Source organism: Polynucleobacter sp. MG-6-Vaara-E2, from assembly GCF_018687695.1.
Classification (GTDB): domain Bacteria; phylum Pseudomonadota; class Gammaproteobacteria; order Burkholderiales; family Burkholderiaceae; genus Polynucleobacter.
Window position 1 is genome coordinate 404,835 of sequence record NZ_CP061303.1, and the last position, 14,745, is coordinate 419,579.

Consider the following 14,745-nt stretch of genomic DNA (forward strand, 5'->3'; position numbering starts at 1 on the left):
TTAGTAACTTAATAACTAAATTAGTAAGTAATACAGAGGAATCAAGATGGAAAGTAATCCAAACCCAAACTGGGAACGTCAGGCACTTGAGCATTTGCTCTTGGAGAATTTAAAAGAGACACGCAAAGCGCGTCGTTGGAAAGCAGTCTTGCGTGTTCTCACTTTGCTAGTCATCGTTGCTGTGGTTTTATCAGTGTTTGATTTTCATCTACCCGGGCGCGGCATGAATACTGAAAAGCATACCGCTATGGTTACCTTAGACGGAGAAATCTCTTCAAGCTCACCAGCAAATGCGATGGATATTAATTCTTCGCTAGTGTCTGCTTTTGAGAATGAACATAGTGTTGGCGTAGTGCTGCGCATCAATAGCCCTGGTGGTTCGCCAGTTCAGGCAGGAATGATTAATGATGAAATTCATCGTTTGCGCAAACTCTATCCAAAGAAACCTTTTTATGTAGTGGTAGAGGATATTTGCGCCTCTGGTGGTTACTACGTTGCGGTGGCGGGTGATCAAATCCTGGTGGATAAGGCGAGCTTGGTTGGTTCTATCGGCGTCATCATGGAAGGCTTTGGCTTTACGGGTTTGATGGATAAATTAGGCGTAACGCGTCGCATGATTACTGCTGGCTCAAATAAAGGGATGCTCGATCCCTTTAGCAAGGAAGAGCCTAAGCAAGTAGAGATGGTCAAGAAGATGATCGATGAAATTCATCAACAATTTATTCAGGTAGTGAAAGAGGGACGTGGCGATCGCTTAAAAGACACTCCAGATTTATTCTCTGGCCGCATTTGGAATGGCGAGCAGGCTGTGAAGCTTGGTTTGGTCGATGGTTATGGCACGGTTGATTCAGTGGCACGCGATATCTTTAAGGCACCAGATGTCCTTGACTACACCATGAAAGAAAACTTTGCGGAGCGCGTTGCTAAGCGCTTTGGTGCAGAAGCAGGCGCTGCCGCTGGTAAGGCTTTAGTCAAAACACCAGATCTCAAGTAAAAAATTGCAAGCATGCCTCACTCAATAAAGAGTGAGCCCACTTAGGCCAATAATAGAAATATTGTTGGCCTATTTTGTAATGAGGCGCATGCTGCTTCATTAGGGTAGCGCTTGCGCCAATCCGCGATCGATAGCGTAGTGATCATTTCAGATTTGAGACTGAGATCCATACCAAGGCAAAGTAATGTCTGTGGTGCTAATGAGTGGATACATGCCATCAACATCGCGGTATTGCGATAAGGAGTTTCAATCCAAATCTGAGTTTGTTGTAACTTTCGAGACTCAATCTCTAATTGTTTGAGCTTGGCGCTACGCTCATGATTGTCGTGTGGGATATAGCCCTGAAATGCGAAGCGCTGCCCATTCAGGCCACTAGCCATCAGGCCTAGCAAAATCGAACTAGGGCCAACCAAAGGCTTGACTTGAGCGCCAAGTTTGTGGGCTGCGAGCACGAGTTCAGCGCCCGGATCGGCAACACCTGGCACACCTGCTTCAGACATGAGACCCATGTCATTGCCGGCAAGTAGAGGTTTTAACAAATCAGCAGGCTTTACTGAATCACCATACTTTGCATTACGCGCAGCACCACGCCATTCACTCATTTGCATCTCTTGAATGGTGCAAGCTAGTGGAGAAACGCTATCTACTGCTTTTAAAAATGCGCGCGCTGTTTTAGCATCTTCCACAATCCAATATTTTAGTTTGGCAGTACAAGCAATCGTTTCATTTGGTAATACCCAAGGTAATTGCTCGGTGCGAGCATCATCACCCAGCGTATTGGGAACTAAGTAGAGTGTGCCAAGCTTTGCCATAAAGGTATTTTTTATTTCTTTGCTGGAATGACAAAGCCAGCATCACGCAATAACCCCGTTAAGGCAATGAGTGGCAAGCCGATGAGGGCGGTAGGGTCATCGCTCTTGATGGCTTCTAGCAGGCTGATGCCTAGACCTTCTGACTTGGCGCTGCCTGCGCAGTCATAAGGTTCCTCGGCGAGCAAGTAACTTTCTAAAGCATCATCAGAAAGTTTGCGAAAGGTGACTTCAGTTGGAATGCACAAGGTAGTTTGGGTATCACCTTTCATTAAGCACAATGCTGTCTGAAAGATGACTGTTTGACCACGCATGAGTTGGAGTTGTGCCATCGCCCTTTCAAAGTTTCCAGGCTTACCAATTGCCGCACCACAAAGATCGGCAACTTGATCAGAGCCAATGACCCATGCATCAGGATGTTGTTTGGCAACTGCCGCCGCTTTTGCATGTGCAAGTCGTAGCGCTAAGTCGAGTGTGCTTTCGCCAGTCAGAGGTGTTTCATCCACCTTTGGAGAAATGACCTCAAACGGAATGCGTAGGCGCCCTAAAAGTTCACGGCGATATACAGAGGTAGACGCCAAGATAAGAGGTGGGTTTGTAGAAATACTCATTGCTGCTGACTTTCGAGAGTGCCTTGATTTAGACTGATGCCATGAATCGTAATCAAGTTTTACCTCAAGTCCAGTTATCTGCAGATCCAAGTGCTTTGAAGCGGGTGGATTTCTGCGCCCCACAATCTTTTAAAGGTGCTGGTTTTTTAAGCATCTTAGAGTTGCCAAGGCTAGCTGAGGAGGCATCCACTGTGGTTCCGGGGGATGGCTTTAACTGGAATGTCGAGACGCATTTTGAGGGCTCGCCTGGTAGCGACCCCCTGCAAATATTGGAATTGGGTCTAAAAGGGCGCCTACACCTGGTTTGTCAGCGCTGTTTACAGGATTGCAGTGTCGATTTAGCTGAACAACGTCGTTTTATCCTGGTCTCCACTGAGGCTGAAGCTGATGATTATCCCTTGGAGGATGAGGAGCAGGAACCTTTGGTGGTAAGTCAGCAATTTAACCTCTTAGAAACCATTGAGGATGAGGTTTTGCTCTCTATCCCCTTGATTCCAAAGCATCCAGAAGGTTTTTGTGAGCCCCATGCCTCAGTTTTTGGGGATGATGAGGGCGAAGCAGCTGCAGATGAGCGGGAAAATCCCTTTAACATACTGAAAAATATGAAGAAAAATTGAAAATGGGGTCTTTAACGGGCCTGTTGTTTTCAGTGTGCCTCATAGACAAATCAAGCATTTAGACGCTTTTCCATGCTAGAATGACGCCTTGCTTAGGAGTTCAATATGGCTGTTCAACAAAATAAAAAATCACCTTCCAAACGTGGCATGCACCGTGCGCACGACTTTTTGACCGCACCTGCTACGGCTGTTGAAGCCACAACTGGTGAGGCTCATTTGCGCCACCACATTTCACCAAACGGCTACTATCGTGGTCGTAAAGTTGTTAAAACTAAAAACGACTAATTTTTTAGTCTAAACAGATAGAAGCGGCTCCTGTTAAAGCCGCTTTTTTCTTGGATAAATCACTTGCAGCAATCAATGAGTTTATGAGCGTTACTCTTGCTATTGATGCCATGGGCGGAGATCATGGAGTCGTCGTGACGGTTCCTGCTGCCTGCGATTTTTTAGAAAAACACAGTGATGTCAAGATTACCCTAGTGGGTGATCCGGATTTGATCAAGCAAGCCTTGAGCAAATCTCCCAAAGCGCCAATGGAGCGCATTCATATTATTTCTGCGAGTGAAGTTGTTTTGATGGATGACCCCATTGAAGTTGCTTTGCGTCGTAAAAAAGATTCGTCGATGCGGGTTGCTATCGAGCAAGTCAAAGAAGGTGTGGCGGATGCAGTGATCTCCTCTGGTAACACTGGCGCGTTGATGGCTATCTCTCGTTATATTCTCAAAACCCTCGAAGGTGTTGATCGTCCAGCTATTGCTACCGCCATCCCGAATGAATTAGGGCGCGGTACGACAATGTTGGATTTGGGGGCAAACGCTGACTGTGAGCCGATGCACTTAGTTCAGTTTGCGCAGATGGCTAACGTCATGGTTCAGGTCGTTGATGGCAAACAAAATCCTTCTATTGGTCTTCTTAACATTGGTGAAGAAGTGATCAAGGGAAATGAAGTTGTCAAGCAAACTAGTGAGTTGTTACGACAGACCAATTTGAATTTTTACGGCAACGTAGAAGGTAATGATATTTTTAAGGGCACAACTGATATCGTTGTATGTGATGGATTTGTAGGTAATGTAGTACTCAAAGCTAGTGAAGGTTTAGCAAAAATGATGAGCGGCATGATTCGTGATGAATTCAATCGCTCTTTGCTGACGAAATTGATGGCAATTGGCGCTATGGTGCCGCTGCTGCGTGTTCGCAAGCGTGTTGATCATCGTCGCTACAACGGTGCTGTATTGTTAGGTCTACGCGGTTGTGTCATTAAGAGTCATGGATCTGCGGATCGCTTTGCATTTGGCTTTGCTCTGGATCGTGCCTATGAGGCTGCCAAAAATCGGATGGTCGAGCGCATTGCCGCAGCCTTTGTAGCGGAGACAAAAGTATGAGTATTTTTGCAAGAGTTGCTGGTACTGGAAGCTATCTTCCCAAACAGCGCTTAACCAATCAAGATTTAGTTGAACTTTTGGCGAAGTCTGGTTTGGAAACCAGCGATGAGTGGATTACTACTCGTAGTGGTATTTCGGCGCGTCACTTTGCTGCCGAGAATGAGCTTACTAGCGATCTTGCTGTTAAAGCAGCCCAAGCAGCACTGACTAGTGCGGGTATTACTTCAGAAGATTTGGATCTCATCATTTTGGCAACCTCTACCCCAGATCATTTGGGTGGATTTCCAAGTACAGCTTGTGTAGTGCAAGACAAATTGGGTGCGCATACCGATTGCGCTGCGTTTGATGTGCAGGCTGTTTGTGCTGGTTTTATGTATGCCATGGCAACTGCAGATGCTTTTATTCGCTCAGGCTCTTACAAAAAAGTCCTGGTGATTGGCGCCGAAACCTTTTCGCGTATTTTGGATTTCCAAGATCGCGGTACTTGTGTTTTGTTTGGTGATGGCGCAGGCGCAGTGGTATTGGAAGCTTCAAATGAGCCCGGCATTCTGTCAACCGCTTTACATGCTGATGGTAGCCAACGCGATATTTTGTGTGTGCCTGGACGTTCTGGCAATGGCTCAGTCCATGGCTCTCCATTTATGACGATGGATGGTCAAGCAGTATTTAAATTGGCAGTCAAAGTATTAGAACAAGTGGCGCATGAGGTTTTGGAAAAAGGTAATCTCAAGCCAGAGCAAATTGATTGGTTGGTGCCTCACCAAGCAAACATTCGCATCATGGAAGGCACAGCTAAAAAGATGGGCATGTCCATGGATAAGGTAATTGTTACCGTGCATGAGCATGGTAATACCTCTGCAGCATCCATTCCATTGGCTTTAGATACTGGTGTGCGATCTGGCCAAATTCAGCGCGGTCAACATCTCCTATTGGAGGGTGTGGGCGGTGGATTTGCTTGGGGCGCAGTTGCTCTAAAGTATTGATTCTATTTTTATTACTCAGTAAATTAATCTCATGACTTTTGCATTCGTATTCCCTGGACAAGGTTCTCAATCGGTTGGCATGCTCAATTCCATTTCTGAGCGTCCTGAAGTGCGTGCAACATTACAAGAGGCTTCCGAAGCTTTGGGTGAAGATGTTGCAAAGCTGATTGCAGAAGGTCCTGCAGAAGCGCTGTCATTAACTACGAACACTCAACCAGTGATGTTGACCGCCGCGGTGGCTTTCTACCGCGCTTGGTTAGCTGTCGGTGGTCATGCCCCTAAGGTAATGGCAGGTCATAGTCTTGGTGAGTATTCTGCTTTGGTTGCTGCTGGCGTGATCTCATTTAAGGATGCAGTGCCTTTGGTGCGTTTTCGTGCCGAAGCGATGCAAACCGCTGTACCAGTAGGTACCGGTGGTATGGCGGCTATCCTAGGTTTAGATGATGCGACTGTCATCAAAGTTTGCGCCGAAGCTAGTGCTGCATCTGGTGGCGTAGTTGAGGCAGTCAATTTCAATGCCCCTGGTCAGGTGGTAATCGCTGGCGCAAGTGATGCGGTAACAAAAGCATGTGAATTATTAAAAGCGGCTGGTGCTAAACGTGCGCTGCCGTTGCCGGTGTCTGCGCCATTTCACTCTTCTTTATTACAACCAGCTTCTGAAAAACTCAAAGACTACTTGGCTAATATCGAATTTAAGACGCCAACGATTGCTGTAATCAATAACGTTGATGTAGAAATTTTGGATGATCCAGCATCCATTAAGGACGCGCTGGTTCGTCAAGCTGCTAAACCAGTGCGTTGGCAAGAAACGATTCAAGCAATGGCTGCGCAAGGTATCACTCAAGTAGTAGAGTGCGGCCCAGGTAAGGTGTTGGCGGGTCTCACCAAGCGCATCAACGATCAAGTGACGGGCGTGCCAGTTTTTGATGAGGCTAGCTTGAATGAAGTCTTGGCAAGCTTGCAATAAAAGCTAAAGATTAAAAACAGCACTTCAAAGAAACAGAGCGAAAGACAAATATGAATCTCGACTTAAGTGGACAAATTGCCTTAGTAACTGGCGCCTCGCGCGGTATTGGACAGGCAATTGCGGATGAATTAGTGAAGTGTGGTGCTAAGGTGATTGGTACCGCTACTTCAGAGAGTGGTGCAAAAGCAATTGATGATCGCTTAAAAGCTTCTGGTGGTGCAGGTTTGTTACTCAATGTCACCGCACCAAATGCCTGTGAAGAAATTATTGATCGGATTGTGAAAGATTTTGGCGGTATCAATATTTTGGTCAACAACGCTGGCATTACTCGCGATAACTTGGCTATGCGCATGAAGTCTGAAGAGTGGACCGACGTGATTGATACCAACCTAAGCTCAGTTTTCCGTTTATCTCAAGCTGTTTTGCGTCCTATGATGAAAGTACGTGGTGGCCGCATTATCAATATCACTTCTATCGTCGGTCATATGGGTAACGCAGGACAGGCAAATTACGCCGCTGCAAAAGCGGGTGTTTCAGGGATGACACGTGCTTTGGCTCGTGAAATTGGTAGTCGCAACATCACCGTCAATTGCGTGGCACCTGGGTTTATCGATACTGATATGACCCGTGCTTTGAGCGAAGAGCAGCAAAATGCCCTAAAAGTGAACATTCCACTAGCCCGATTGGGAAGTCCGGAGGATGTTGCCCAAGCGGTAGCGTTTTTGGCCTCTCCAGCAGCTGGTTACGTCACGGGCAATACCCTCCACGTCAATGGCGGGCTCTATTTAGCCTAAGCCTAAGCATGGATTTGGTCATTTTTGAGCGAATTTGCTAATTCAGTCCACCAAACTGATAAAATCCTTTTCATCGTTTTTACAACCCCTGGGGAAATTAATGGACAACATCGAACAACGCGTTAAGAAAATCGTCGCTGAGCAATTGGGCGTCGCTGAAGGAGATATCAAAAATGAATCTTCTTTCGTGAACGACTTGGGCGCTGACTCTCTTGACACTGTTGAGCTGGTTATGGCTTTGGAAGATGAATTCGGCATCGAAATTCCTGATGAGGAAGCTGAAAAGATCACCACAGTTCAGCTCGCGATCGACTTCGCTAAATCAAAAGCTCAGGGTTAATTCCCGAGCCTAGGTATTACTGTGTCAGCATTAAATGGCCGACGCCGGGTAGTAGTCACCGGCCTTGGCCTCATCTCACCTGTCGGTAATTCAGTTGACGTAGCTTGGTCTAATTTGCTGGAAGGCAAATCAGGTATTGCTACGATCACCAAGTTTGACCACACTCCACTGAGCGTTCATTTCGCTGGAGAGGTGAAAGATTTCAATGTTGAAGAATATGTTTCTGCCAAAGAGGCGCGCCATATGGATACCTTTATCCATTACGGCATCGCTGCTGGTACGCAAGCTATTCGCGACAGCGGTCTAGAAGTTACAGAGCAAAACGCAGAGCGCATTGGTGTCATGGTTGGCTCTGGCATTGGCGGCTTGCCAATGATTGAGGAGACTGGCGCTGAGCTATTGGCTCGCGGCCCTCGTCGTATCTCACCATTCTTTGTTCCAGGCTCCATCATTAATATGATTTCTGGGCACCTCAGTATTTTGTTTGGTCTCAAAGGCCCAAACGTTGCTGCGGTAACAGCATGCACGACTGGATTGCACAGTATTGGTTTGGCTGCGCGTTTAATTCAGTACGGTGATGCTGATGTGATGGTTGCCGGAGGTGCTGAATCCACCATTTCTGCCTTAGGAGTTGGTGGCTTTGCTTCTGCGAGAGCGCTCTCTACTCGCAATGATGATCCTGCAACCGCATCACGTCCTTGGGATAAAGACCGTGATGGTTTTGTTCTCGGTGAAGGTGCTGGTGTTGTTGTGCTTGAAGAGTACGAACACGCTAAAGCGCGCGGCGCGAAAATTTATTGCGAATTACTTGGCTTTGGCATGAGTGGTGATGCGTATCACATGACCGCTCCCAATATGGATGGCCCACGTCGTTGCATGGTGAACGCAATGCGCGATGCTGGTTTAAATCCAGATCAAATTCAGTATTTGAATGCGCACGGCACCTCAACGCCTTTGGGTGATAAGAATGAAACCGATGCAATCAAAGCGGCATTGGGCGACCACGCTAAGAAGGCTTTAATTAACTCCACCAAGTCGATGACTGGTCACCTTTTGGGTGGCGCGGGCGGTTTGGAGTCTGTTTTCACGATTTTGGCTCTCCACAACCAGAAATCTCCACCCACCATCAATATCTTCAATCAAGATCCTGAGTGTGATTTGGACTACTGCGCCAATACCGCTAGGGATGTGAAAATTGATCACGCAGTCAAAAACAACTTTGGCTTTGGTGGTACTAACGGCACCTTGATTTTTGGTAAGCTGACCTAATATTCTTTTTATCTCCATTTTTTGGTTTTTACCAAGTAGGTCATAGCATTATGAAAAAGCACTTTATTGCGCTCTTGGCTATTTTGAGTTTGGGGCAGATGTCGTTTGTTGCACCTGCAATCGCTCAAAATCCGCGAGTCACTATTCCGGATTTTGCCGACTTGGTTGAGCGCGCAAGTCCAGCGGTCGTGAATATCCGTACGACTGAAAAAATCATGGTTCAGCAGAATCAAGGTGGCATTCCTGGAATGCCTGAAGATCAAGCAGAATTTTTTCGTCGCTTCTTTGGCGTGCCAATTCCGGGCATTCCCAATGGACCTAAACAAGCACAACCCAATCCTGGCAAACCACAAGAAGCAGACCGTGGCGTTGGGTCTGGTTTCATTATTGAATCCAATGGTTTGATTCTGACAAACGCACACGTGGTTGAGGGCGCGACGACGATCTATGTGACACTGACAGATAAACGTGAGTTCAAAGCGAAGCTATTGGGTATGGATAAGCGTACCGATGTTGCGGTTGTCAAAATTGAAGCCCGTGATTTGCCTAAGATGCCTTTAGGTGATTCGTCTAAGGTGCGAGTAGGTGAGTGGGTCTTGGCAATTGGCTCCCCCTTTGGACTTGAGAACACTGTGACTGCAGGCATTGTTTCTGCAAAGAGTCGTGATACTGGCGATTACTTGCCCTTTATCCAGACTGACGTTGCGGTTAACCCTGGTAATTCTGGTGGTCCATTGCTCAATACTGCAGGTCAAGTGATTGGTATCAACTCTCAGATCTTTAGTCGCTCTGGCGGCTACATGGGAATCTCATTTGCAATTCCGATTGATGAAGCTATGCGGGTTGCTGATCAGTTGCGTACCAATGGGAAAATGACACGCGGTCGTATTGGTGTTGCTTTGGGTGAGATGACAAAAGAAGTGGCTGAGAGCTTAGGCTTGGGTAAGCCCCGTGGCGCGTATGTTCGCAATGTTGAGCCTGGCGGTCCTGCTGCTTCCGGAGGAATTGAGGCGGGCGATGTCATCTTGAGTTTTAATGGTCGCGAAATTGCAAAATCTACTGACTTACCAAGAGTAGTTGGCGATACCAAGCCAGGCACTTCTGTGCCCGTGCAAGTTTGGCGCAAAGGTGCAACACGCGAACTTAATGTCACCGTAACTGATACTGAGTCTGCACAAGCTGCTAAAAAGTCTGATGCACCCGCTGTAAATGGCAATAGTGCAAACACCTTGGGTGTGACAGTGACTGATTTATCGGACGCTAAAAAGAAGGATCTGAATATCAAGGGCGGGGTAGAAGTAACCGGTTTGGGCGATGGCCCTCTGGGTAAAGCAGGGGTTCGTCCTGGCGATGTGATTATTCGGATAGCTGATGCCGATGTTTTAGGGGTAAAGCAATTTGAGGCCCTGGTGAAAGGCCTGGATGCAAATAAGGCTGTTCCAGTCTTTATCCGCCGTGCTGATAGCACTTTAGTCATTCCTGTCAGGCCAAAATAAGCCCTTTTTAGGCAAAAAATGGGGTTCGGCGCCTTTTGGGCGCCACCCATTACAATCCCCTTAAGACGACTTTTTGCAGCGCATCATTGTGGTGCGTTCTGACAAGGCGTTTTTTGAATCATTAAATAAGACGCTATGGATTTAATCCGCAATTTTTCTATCATCGCCCATATTGATCACGGCAAATCTACGCTTGCGGATCGCATTATTCAACTTTGCGGCGGTCTCTCTGATCGCGAAATGGAAGCTCAGGTTCTCGATTCAATGGATATTGAGCGTGAGCGCGGCATCACCATTAAGGCTCAAACTGCAGCATTAAATTACAAAGCCAAAGATGGCAAGATCTACAACATTAACCTCATTGACACCCCAGGACACGTTGACTTCTCCTATGAGGTAAGTCGTTCTTTGTCTGCTTGTGAGGGTGCGTTATTGGTGGTGGATGCTAGTCAAGGTGTTGAGGCTCAAACAGTTGCTAACTGTTACATGGCTCTTGAGTTGGGTGTTGAGGTGGTACCGGTGCTCAATAAGATTGATTTGCCGCAAGCCGATCCTGATCGCGCTAAAAAAGAAATCGAAGACGTGATTGGCATTGATGCTTCAGAGGCAGTTACTTGCTCAGCTAAAACAGGCATGGGCGTTGCGGATGTGATTGAAGAGATGATCGCAAAGGTCCCGCCACCAAAAGGCAATGCGGCCGATCCATTGCAGGCATTGATCATTGATTCTTGGTTTGATAACTACGTTGGCGTTGTGATGTTGATACGCGTTGTCAATGGAACCTTAAAGCCAAAAGAAAAAATTACTTTGATGGCTAATGGTTCAAGCCATTTAGTCGAGCATGTCGGCGTGTTTAGTCCGAAGTCTGTTGATCGCCCAGAGTTATCTGCAGGTCAAGTGGGCTTTGTGATTGCGGGCATTAAAGAATTGAAAGCCGCTAAAGTCGGCGACACCGTGACGCATTCTCCTGGACAGCAAGGTCGAGTTCCTGCAGCTGAGCCATTGCCTGGATTTAAAGAAGTGAAACCTCAAGTGTTCGCTGGCCTGTATCCAGTTGAGGCAAGTGAATATGATCAATTGCGTGAATCGCTTGAAAAGCTCAAGCTAAACGATGCCTCTCTCTTATATGAGCCCGAAGTATCACAGGCTTTAGGTTTTGGATTTCGTTGCGGCTTCTTGGGTTTACTCCACATGGAGATCGTGCAAGAGCGCTTAGAGCGCCAGTACGGTATGAACCTGATTACGACTGCGCCAACGGTGGTATATCAAGTGCAACAATCCGATGGCACGGTCATCATGGTGGATAACCCATCCAAGATGCCAGAGACCAGTAAGGTCGACACCATCATGGAGCCAATTGTTACCGTCAATCTCTACATGCCACAAGAGTATGTGGGATCAGTGATTACCTTGTGCGTCGGTAAGCGCGGTATTCAGACGGGTATGAACTATTTAGGTCGTCAAGTGCAACTCACCTATGAACTACCTATGGCAGAAATCGTTTTGGACTTCTTTGATCGTCTCAAATCGATCTCCCGTGGTTATGCCTCCATGGATTATGAATTTAAGGAATATCGTCCAGCAGATGTAGTGAAGGTCGATATTTTGATTAATGGCGATCGGGTTGACGCTCTCTCTGTAATCGTACACAGAAGTAATAGTCAGCACCGCGGCCGTGAAGTGGTTTCTAAGATGCGCGGCATTATTCCGCGTCAAATGTTTGATGTCGCGATTCAGGCGGCGATTGGAAGCAATATCGTTGCTCGTGAAAACGTCAAGGCTTTGCGTAAAAACGTTTTGGCCAAGTGTTACGGTGGCGACATCTCCCGTAAGCGTAAGTTATTAGAGAAGCAAAAAGAAGGTAAGAAGCGTATGAAGCAAGTGGGTAACGTCGAGATTCCACAAGAGGCCTTCTTGGCTATTTTGCAGGTAGAAGATTAATGAACTTCGCTCTCATTCTCTTCATTTTGGTGATCGTATCGGGCATTGCTTGGGTTGCCGACAAGATGTACTTCGCACCCCAAAGAAAAGTCGCTGGCATTGATCGTATGCCACTGTGGTTGGAGTACACCGCAGGTTTCTTCCCCGTCATTTGTGCAGTATTTGTATTGCGCTCTTTCATTGTTGAGCCCTTTAAGATCCCATCGGGCTCTATGATCCCAACCTTGCAGATCGGCGACTTCATTTTGGTGAACAAATTCACCTATGGCATCCGTTTGCCGGTAATTAATCAAAAGGTGGTTGATTTAGGATCGCCTAAGCGCGGTGATGTGATTGTGTTCCGTTACCCACGTGATGAGTCTGTTGATTACATCAAGCGTGTCGTTGCTTTGCCAGGTGATGTGATTAGTTATGAAGATAAGCGCTTAACAATTAATGGTCAGCCATTGCAATATAGCGGTGGCGAGTCTTATCTTGACCCTGAAAATATGCGTTACGCCAAACGCTTTACAGAAACATTCCCAGCGGACCTTGGTGGTAATCGTCATGAGATTTTGAACGATCCCGATCGTCCAGCAACCGTGTTCCCAACTGAGCGCTTCCCTGGCTCTGAATTTTGCCAATATCAACCAACAGGCCTCACTTGTAAGGTGCCTGCGGGGCATTACTTCGCAATGGGTGATAACCGAGATAACAGCGCTGACTCTCGTTACTGGGGCTTCGTGCCGGATAAAAATATCGTTGGTAGAGCTTTCTTTGTATGGCTAAACCTAGGTAATTTAGGCCGTATCGGTGGGTTTGAGTAAGCAATCATGAATGCGCGCGCCGTCATCGAAACCGCACCGCTTCAAGAGCGCCTCGGCTATATCTTTAAGAGGCCTGAACTCCTAAATCAAGCGCTGACTCACCGCAGTCATAGCAAAAAAAACAATGAGCGCTTAGAGTTTTTGGGCGATTCGATTCTCAATTGCGTTGTTGCTGATTTGCTCTACGAGCGTTACTCTGATTTAGACGAGGGTGACCTGTCTCGTGTACGTGCTAATTTAGTTAAGCAGCAAGCTTTGTATGAGATTGCGCAAACATTGTCATTGTCTGACTATCTCCGGTTAGGTGAAGGTGAGCTCAAGAGTGGTGGCTTCCGTCGCCCATCTATTTTGGCCGATACTTTAGAGGCCGTTACAGGCGCAATCTTTTTGGATGGTGGTTTTGATGCCGCAAAAGATTGCTTGCGTAAGTTGTACTCGGTGATCTTGGCTCAAGTTGATCCTAAAACCCTAGGTAAGGATGACAAGACACTGTTGCAAGAGTGTTTGCAGAGCTATCAATTGCCGTTGCCGACCTATAACGTGACTGGCACAACCGGTGCCGCACATAATCAGCAATTTGAAGTAGAGTGCTTGATTCCGAGTTTGAAGGTGTCAGTCAAAGGCGAGGGAGCCTCGCGCCGCGCCGCTGAACAATCCGCCGCTAAGGCGGCGTTGGCTGCTGTCTTGAAGGCATTACCTCAAGAATCTCGTAAGCCAAAGAAAACTCGGTCTGCCAAGAAAAAAGCAGCAAAGAAAGAGGCAACCGAAGAGCAGTTAAATCTTAAGCTGAAGGGCTAATCGTGTTTAGATGCGGCACTATCGCCATTGTTGGACGTCCGAATATGGGCAAATCCACATTGCTTAATGCATTGGTTGGTCAAAAGATTAGCATTACTTCACGCAAAGCGCAGACAACCCGTCATCGCATTTTGGGTATTCAGAATCGTGAAGAAGCTCAGTTTATCTTTATCGATACACCAGGCTTTCAGACGCGTTTGATGAATACACTCAATAAAGCATTGAACCGGACGGTTACCACTGCTTTGCAAGATGTGAATGTGGCTTGCTTTGTGGTTGAGGCAGGTTATTTTGGTGAAGATGATAAGAAGGTGTTGAAGTTGCTACCAGATGACTTGCCGGTAGTGCTCGTATTAAATAAGTTGGACTTGTTTAATAGCCGTTTTCAGACACCGTCTGAGCGCGACCAAGCCTTGCTCAACTTTATGAAAGAAATGTCCAAGCCTTGGTGTGAATTGGGTGGTCATGAAGATCAACAGTGTGAGTTCGCTGAAATCGTGCCAATGAGTGCCAAGAGTCCTGGCGATATCGAACGCTTATTGGATGTGCTTGAAGGTTATTTACCTGAAGCGCCAGCAGTCTATGATGGCGACACGATTACCGATCGTAGTGAGCGCTTTCTGGCTGCGGAGATTTTGCGTGAAAAAGTATTCCGCTTCACTGGGGAAGAATTGCCCTACACCTCTACTGTAGTAATTGATCAATTTAAGATGGATGGCAAGATGCGCCGCATTGCTGCAACCATCTTGGTGGATCGCGATAGTCATAAAGCCATGATCATCGGTCAAAAGGGTGAGCGTCTGAAAAAGATTTCTACCGATGCCCGCATCGATATGGAAAAGCTCTTTGATGGCAAAGTCTTTTTGGAGACTTGGGTCAAAGTGAAACGTGGCTGGGCTGATGATCGCGCTGAATTGCGGGCGCAAGGTCTGGAATAA

16 protein-coding genes are annotated in these 14,745 nt (G+C 46.9%); 14 read left to right on the forward strand and 2 right to left on the reverse strand.

The features are described from left to right. Positions 1-46: 46 nt before the first annotated feature. The gene (sppA, locus tag ICV38_RS02165; RefSeq protein WP_215382127.1) at positions 47-994 is read left to right on the forward strand and encodes a signal peptide peptidase SppA; all 948 of its coding nucleotides are present in this window, start codon (positions 47-49) and stop codon (positions 992-994) included. A gap of 41 nt (positions 995-1,035) precedes the next feature. Here sppA and ICV38_RS02170 read toward each other — a convergent pair whose 3' ends face one another. After that, positions 1,036-1,806: an SAM-dependent methyltransferase gene (locus tag ICV38_RS02170; protein WP_215382128.1), complete on the reverse strand. Its 771-nt coding sequence runs from the start codon at positions 1,804-1,806 to the stop codon at positions 1,036-1,038. Positions 1,807-1,817: 11 nt separating this feature from the next. Further along, positions 1,818-2,414 (reverse strand): Maf family nucleotide pyrophosphatase, encoded by a 597-nt coding sequence (locus tag ICV38_RS02175; RefSeq protein ID WP_215382129.1) that lies wholly within the window; start codon positions 2,412-2,414, stop codon positions 1,818-1,820. A 41-nt stretch (positions 2,415-2,455) separates the two neighbouring features. On the opposite strand from ICV38_RS02175, the gene ICV38_RS02180 reads away from it, so the two are divergent. From ICV38_RS02180 to era, 13 genes are all read left to right on the forward strand, one after another. Then, the gene (locus tag ICV38_RS02180) at positions 2,456-3,031 is read left to right on the forward strand and encodes a YceD family protein (protein WP_215382130.1); all 576 of its coding nucleotides are present in this window, start codon (positions 2,456-2,458) and stop codon (positions 3,029-3,031) included. Between the two features lie 105 nt (positions 3,032-3,136). Then, positions 3,137-3,316 carry a 50S ribosomal protein L32 gene (gene rpmF / locus ICV38_RS02185; protein WP_011902241.1) on the forward strand — a complete coding sequence of 60 codons (180 nt, stop codon included), beginning with the start codon at positions 3,137-3,139 and terminating at the stop codon, positions 3,314-3,316. A gap of 83 nt (positions 3,317-3,399) precedes the next feature. Then, positions 3,400-4,413, forward strand: coding sequence for a phosphate acyltransferase PlsX (plsX, locus tag ICV38_RS02190; protein WP_215382686.1), 1,014 nt, complete (start codon positions 3,400-3,402; stop codon positions 4,411-4,413). Next, a complete protein-coding gene (locus tag ICV38_RS02195) occupies positions 4,410-5,396 on the forward strand; it encodes a beta-ketoacyl-ACP synthase III (RefSeq protein WP_215382131.1) in 987 nt (328 codons plus the stop codon). Before plsX ends, ICV38_RS02195 begins: the two co-directional genes overlap by 4 nt. A 31-nt stretch (positions 5,397-5,427) precedes the next feature. Continuing rightward, entirely contained in the window at positions 5,428-6,363 is a 936-nt protein-coding gene (fabD, locus tag ICV38_RS02200; protein ID WP_215382132.1) for an ACP S-malonyltransferase, read from the forward strand. A 50-nt stretch (positions 6,364-6,413) separates the two neighbouring features. Then, positions 6,414-7,157: a 3-oxoacyl-ACP reductase FabG gene (gene fabG, locus ICV38_RS02205; protein ID WP_215382133.1), complete on the forward strand. Its 744-nt coding sequence runs from the start codon at positions 6,414-6,416 to the stop codon at positions 7,155-7,157. A gap of 100 nt (positions 7,158-7,257) precedes the next feature. Further along, the gene (acpP, locus tag ICV38_RS02210; protein WP_028819177.1) at positions 7,258-7,497 is read left to right on the forward strand and encodes an acyl carrier protein; all 240 of its coding nucleotides are present in this window, start codon (positions 7,258-7,260) and stop codon (positions 7,495-7,497) included. Between the two features lie 21 nt (positions 7,498-7,518). Next, the gene (gene fabF / locus ICV38_RS02215) at positions 7,519-8,766 is read left to right on the forward strand and encodes a beta-ketoacyl-ACP synthase II (RefSeq protein WP_215382134.1); all 1,248 of its coding nucleotides are present in this window, start codon (positions 7,519-7,521) and stop codon (positions 8,764-8,766) included. A 50-nt stretch (positions 8,767-8,816) separates the two neighbouring features. Further along, positions 8,817-10,262 carry a DegQ family serine endoprotease gene (locus tag ICV38_RS02220; protein ID WP_215382135.1) on the forward strand — a complete coding sequence of 482 codons (1,446 nt, stop codon included), beginning with the start codon at positions 8,817-8,819 and terminating at the stop codon, positions 10,260-10,262. A gap of 135 nt (positions 10,263-10,397) precedes the next feature. Next, complete coding sequence (lepA, locus tag ICV38_RS02225) at positions 10,398-12,203, forward strand: translation elongation factor 4 (RefSeq protein ID WP_215382136.1); 1,806 nt, start codon at positions 10,398-10,400, stop codon at positions 12,201-12,203. Then, positions 12,203-13,009, forward strand: a complete 807-nt coding sequence (gene lepB, locus ICV38_RS02230; RefSeq protein WP_215382137.1) for a signal peptidase I — start codon at positions 12,203-12,205, stop codon at positions 13,007-13,009. The genes lepA and lepB overlap by 1 nt, the downstream gene beginning before the upstream one ends. A 6-nt stretch (positions 13,010-13,015) precedes the next feature. Beyond that, entirely contained in the window at positions 13,016-13,807 is a 792-nt protein-coding gene (gene rnc, locus ICV38_RS02235) for a ribonuclease III (protein WP_215382138.1), read from the forward strand. Positions 13,808-13,851: 44 nt separating this feature from the next. Continuing rightward, positions 13,852-14,745, forward strand: coding sequence for a GTPase Era (gene era / locus ICV38_RS02240; RefSeq protein WP_251368269.1), 894 nt, complete (start codon positions 13,852-13,854; stop codon positions 14,743-14,745).

What these genes read in the sequence shown, in the direction of transcription:
- sppA (WP_215382127.1), top strand. Translation starts at nt 47, where the DNA reads ATGGAAAGTAATCCAAACCCAAACTGGGAACGTCAGGCACTTGAGCAT.
- ICV38_RS02170 (WP_215382128.1), bottom strand. Translation starts at nt 1,806, where the DNA reads ATGGCAAAGCTTGGCACACTCTACTTAGTTCCCAATACGCTGGGTGAT.
- ICV38_RS02175 (WP_215382129.1), bottom strand. Translation starts at nt 2,414, where the DNA reads ATGAGTATTTCTACAAACCCACCTCTTATCTTGGCGTCTACCTCTGTA.
- ICV38_RS02180 (WP_215382130.1), top strand. Translation starts at nt 2,456, where the DNA reads ATGAATCGTAATCAAGTTTTACCTCAAGTCCAGTTATCTGCAGATCCA.
- rpmF (WP_011902241.1), top strand. Translation starts at nt 3,137, where the DNA reads ATGGCTGTTCAACAAAATAAAAAATCACCTTCCAAACGTGGCATGCAC.
- plsX (WP_215382686.1), top strand. Translation starts at nt 3,400, where the DNA reads ATGAGCGTTACTCTTGCTATTGATGCCATGGGCGGAGATCATGGAGTC.
- ICV38_RS02195 (WP_215382131.1), top strand. Translation starts at nt 4,410, where the DNA reads ATGAGTATTTTTGCAAGAGTTGCTGGTACTGGAAGCTATCTTCCCAAA.
- fabD (WP_215382132.1), top strand. Translation starts at nt 5,428, where the DNA reads ATGACTTTTGCATTCGTATTCCCTGGACAAGGTTCTCAATCGGTTGGC.
- fabG (WP_215382133.1), top strand. Translation starts at nt 6,414, where the DNA reads ATGAATCTCGACTTAAGTGGACAAATTGCCTTAGTAACTGGCGCCTCG.
- acpP (WP_028819177.1), top strand. Translation starts at nt 7,258, where the DNA reads ATGGACAACATCGAACAACGCGTTAAGAAAATCGTCGCTGAGCAATTG.
- ICV38_RS02220 (WP_215382135.1), top strand. Translation starts at nt 8,817, where the DNA reads ATGAAAAAGCACTTTATTGCGCTCTTGGCTATTTTGAGTTTGGGGCAG.
- lepA (WP_215382136.1), top strand. Translation starts at nt 10,398, where the DNA reads ATGGATTTAATCCGCAATTTTTCTATCATCGCCCATATTGATCACGGC.
- lepB (WP_215382137.1), top strand. Translation starts at nt 12,203, where the DNA reads ATGAACTTCGCTCTCATTCTCTTCATTTTGGTGATCGTATCGGGCATT.
- rnc (WP_215382138.1), top strand. Translation starts at nt 13,016, where the DNA reads ATGAATGCGCGCGCCGTCATCGAAACCGCACCGCTTCAAGAGCGCCTC.
- era (WP_251368269.1), top strand. Translation starts at nt 13,852, where the DNA reads ATGGGCAAATCCACATTGCTTAATGCATTGGTTGGTCAAAAGATTAGC.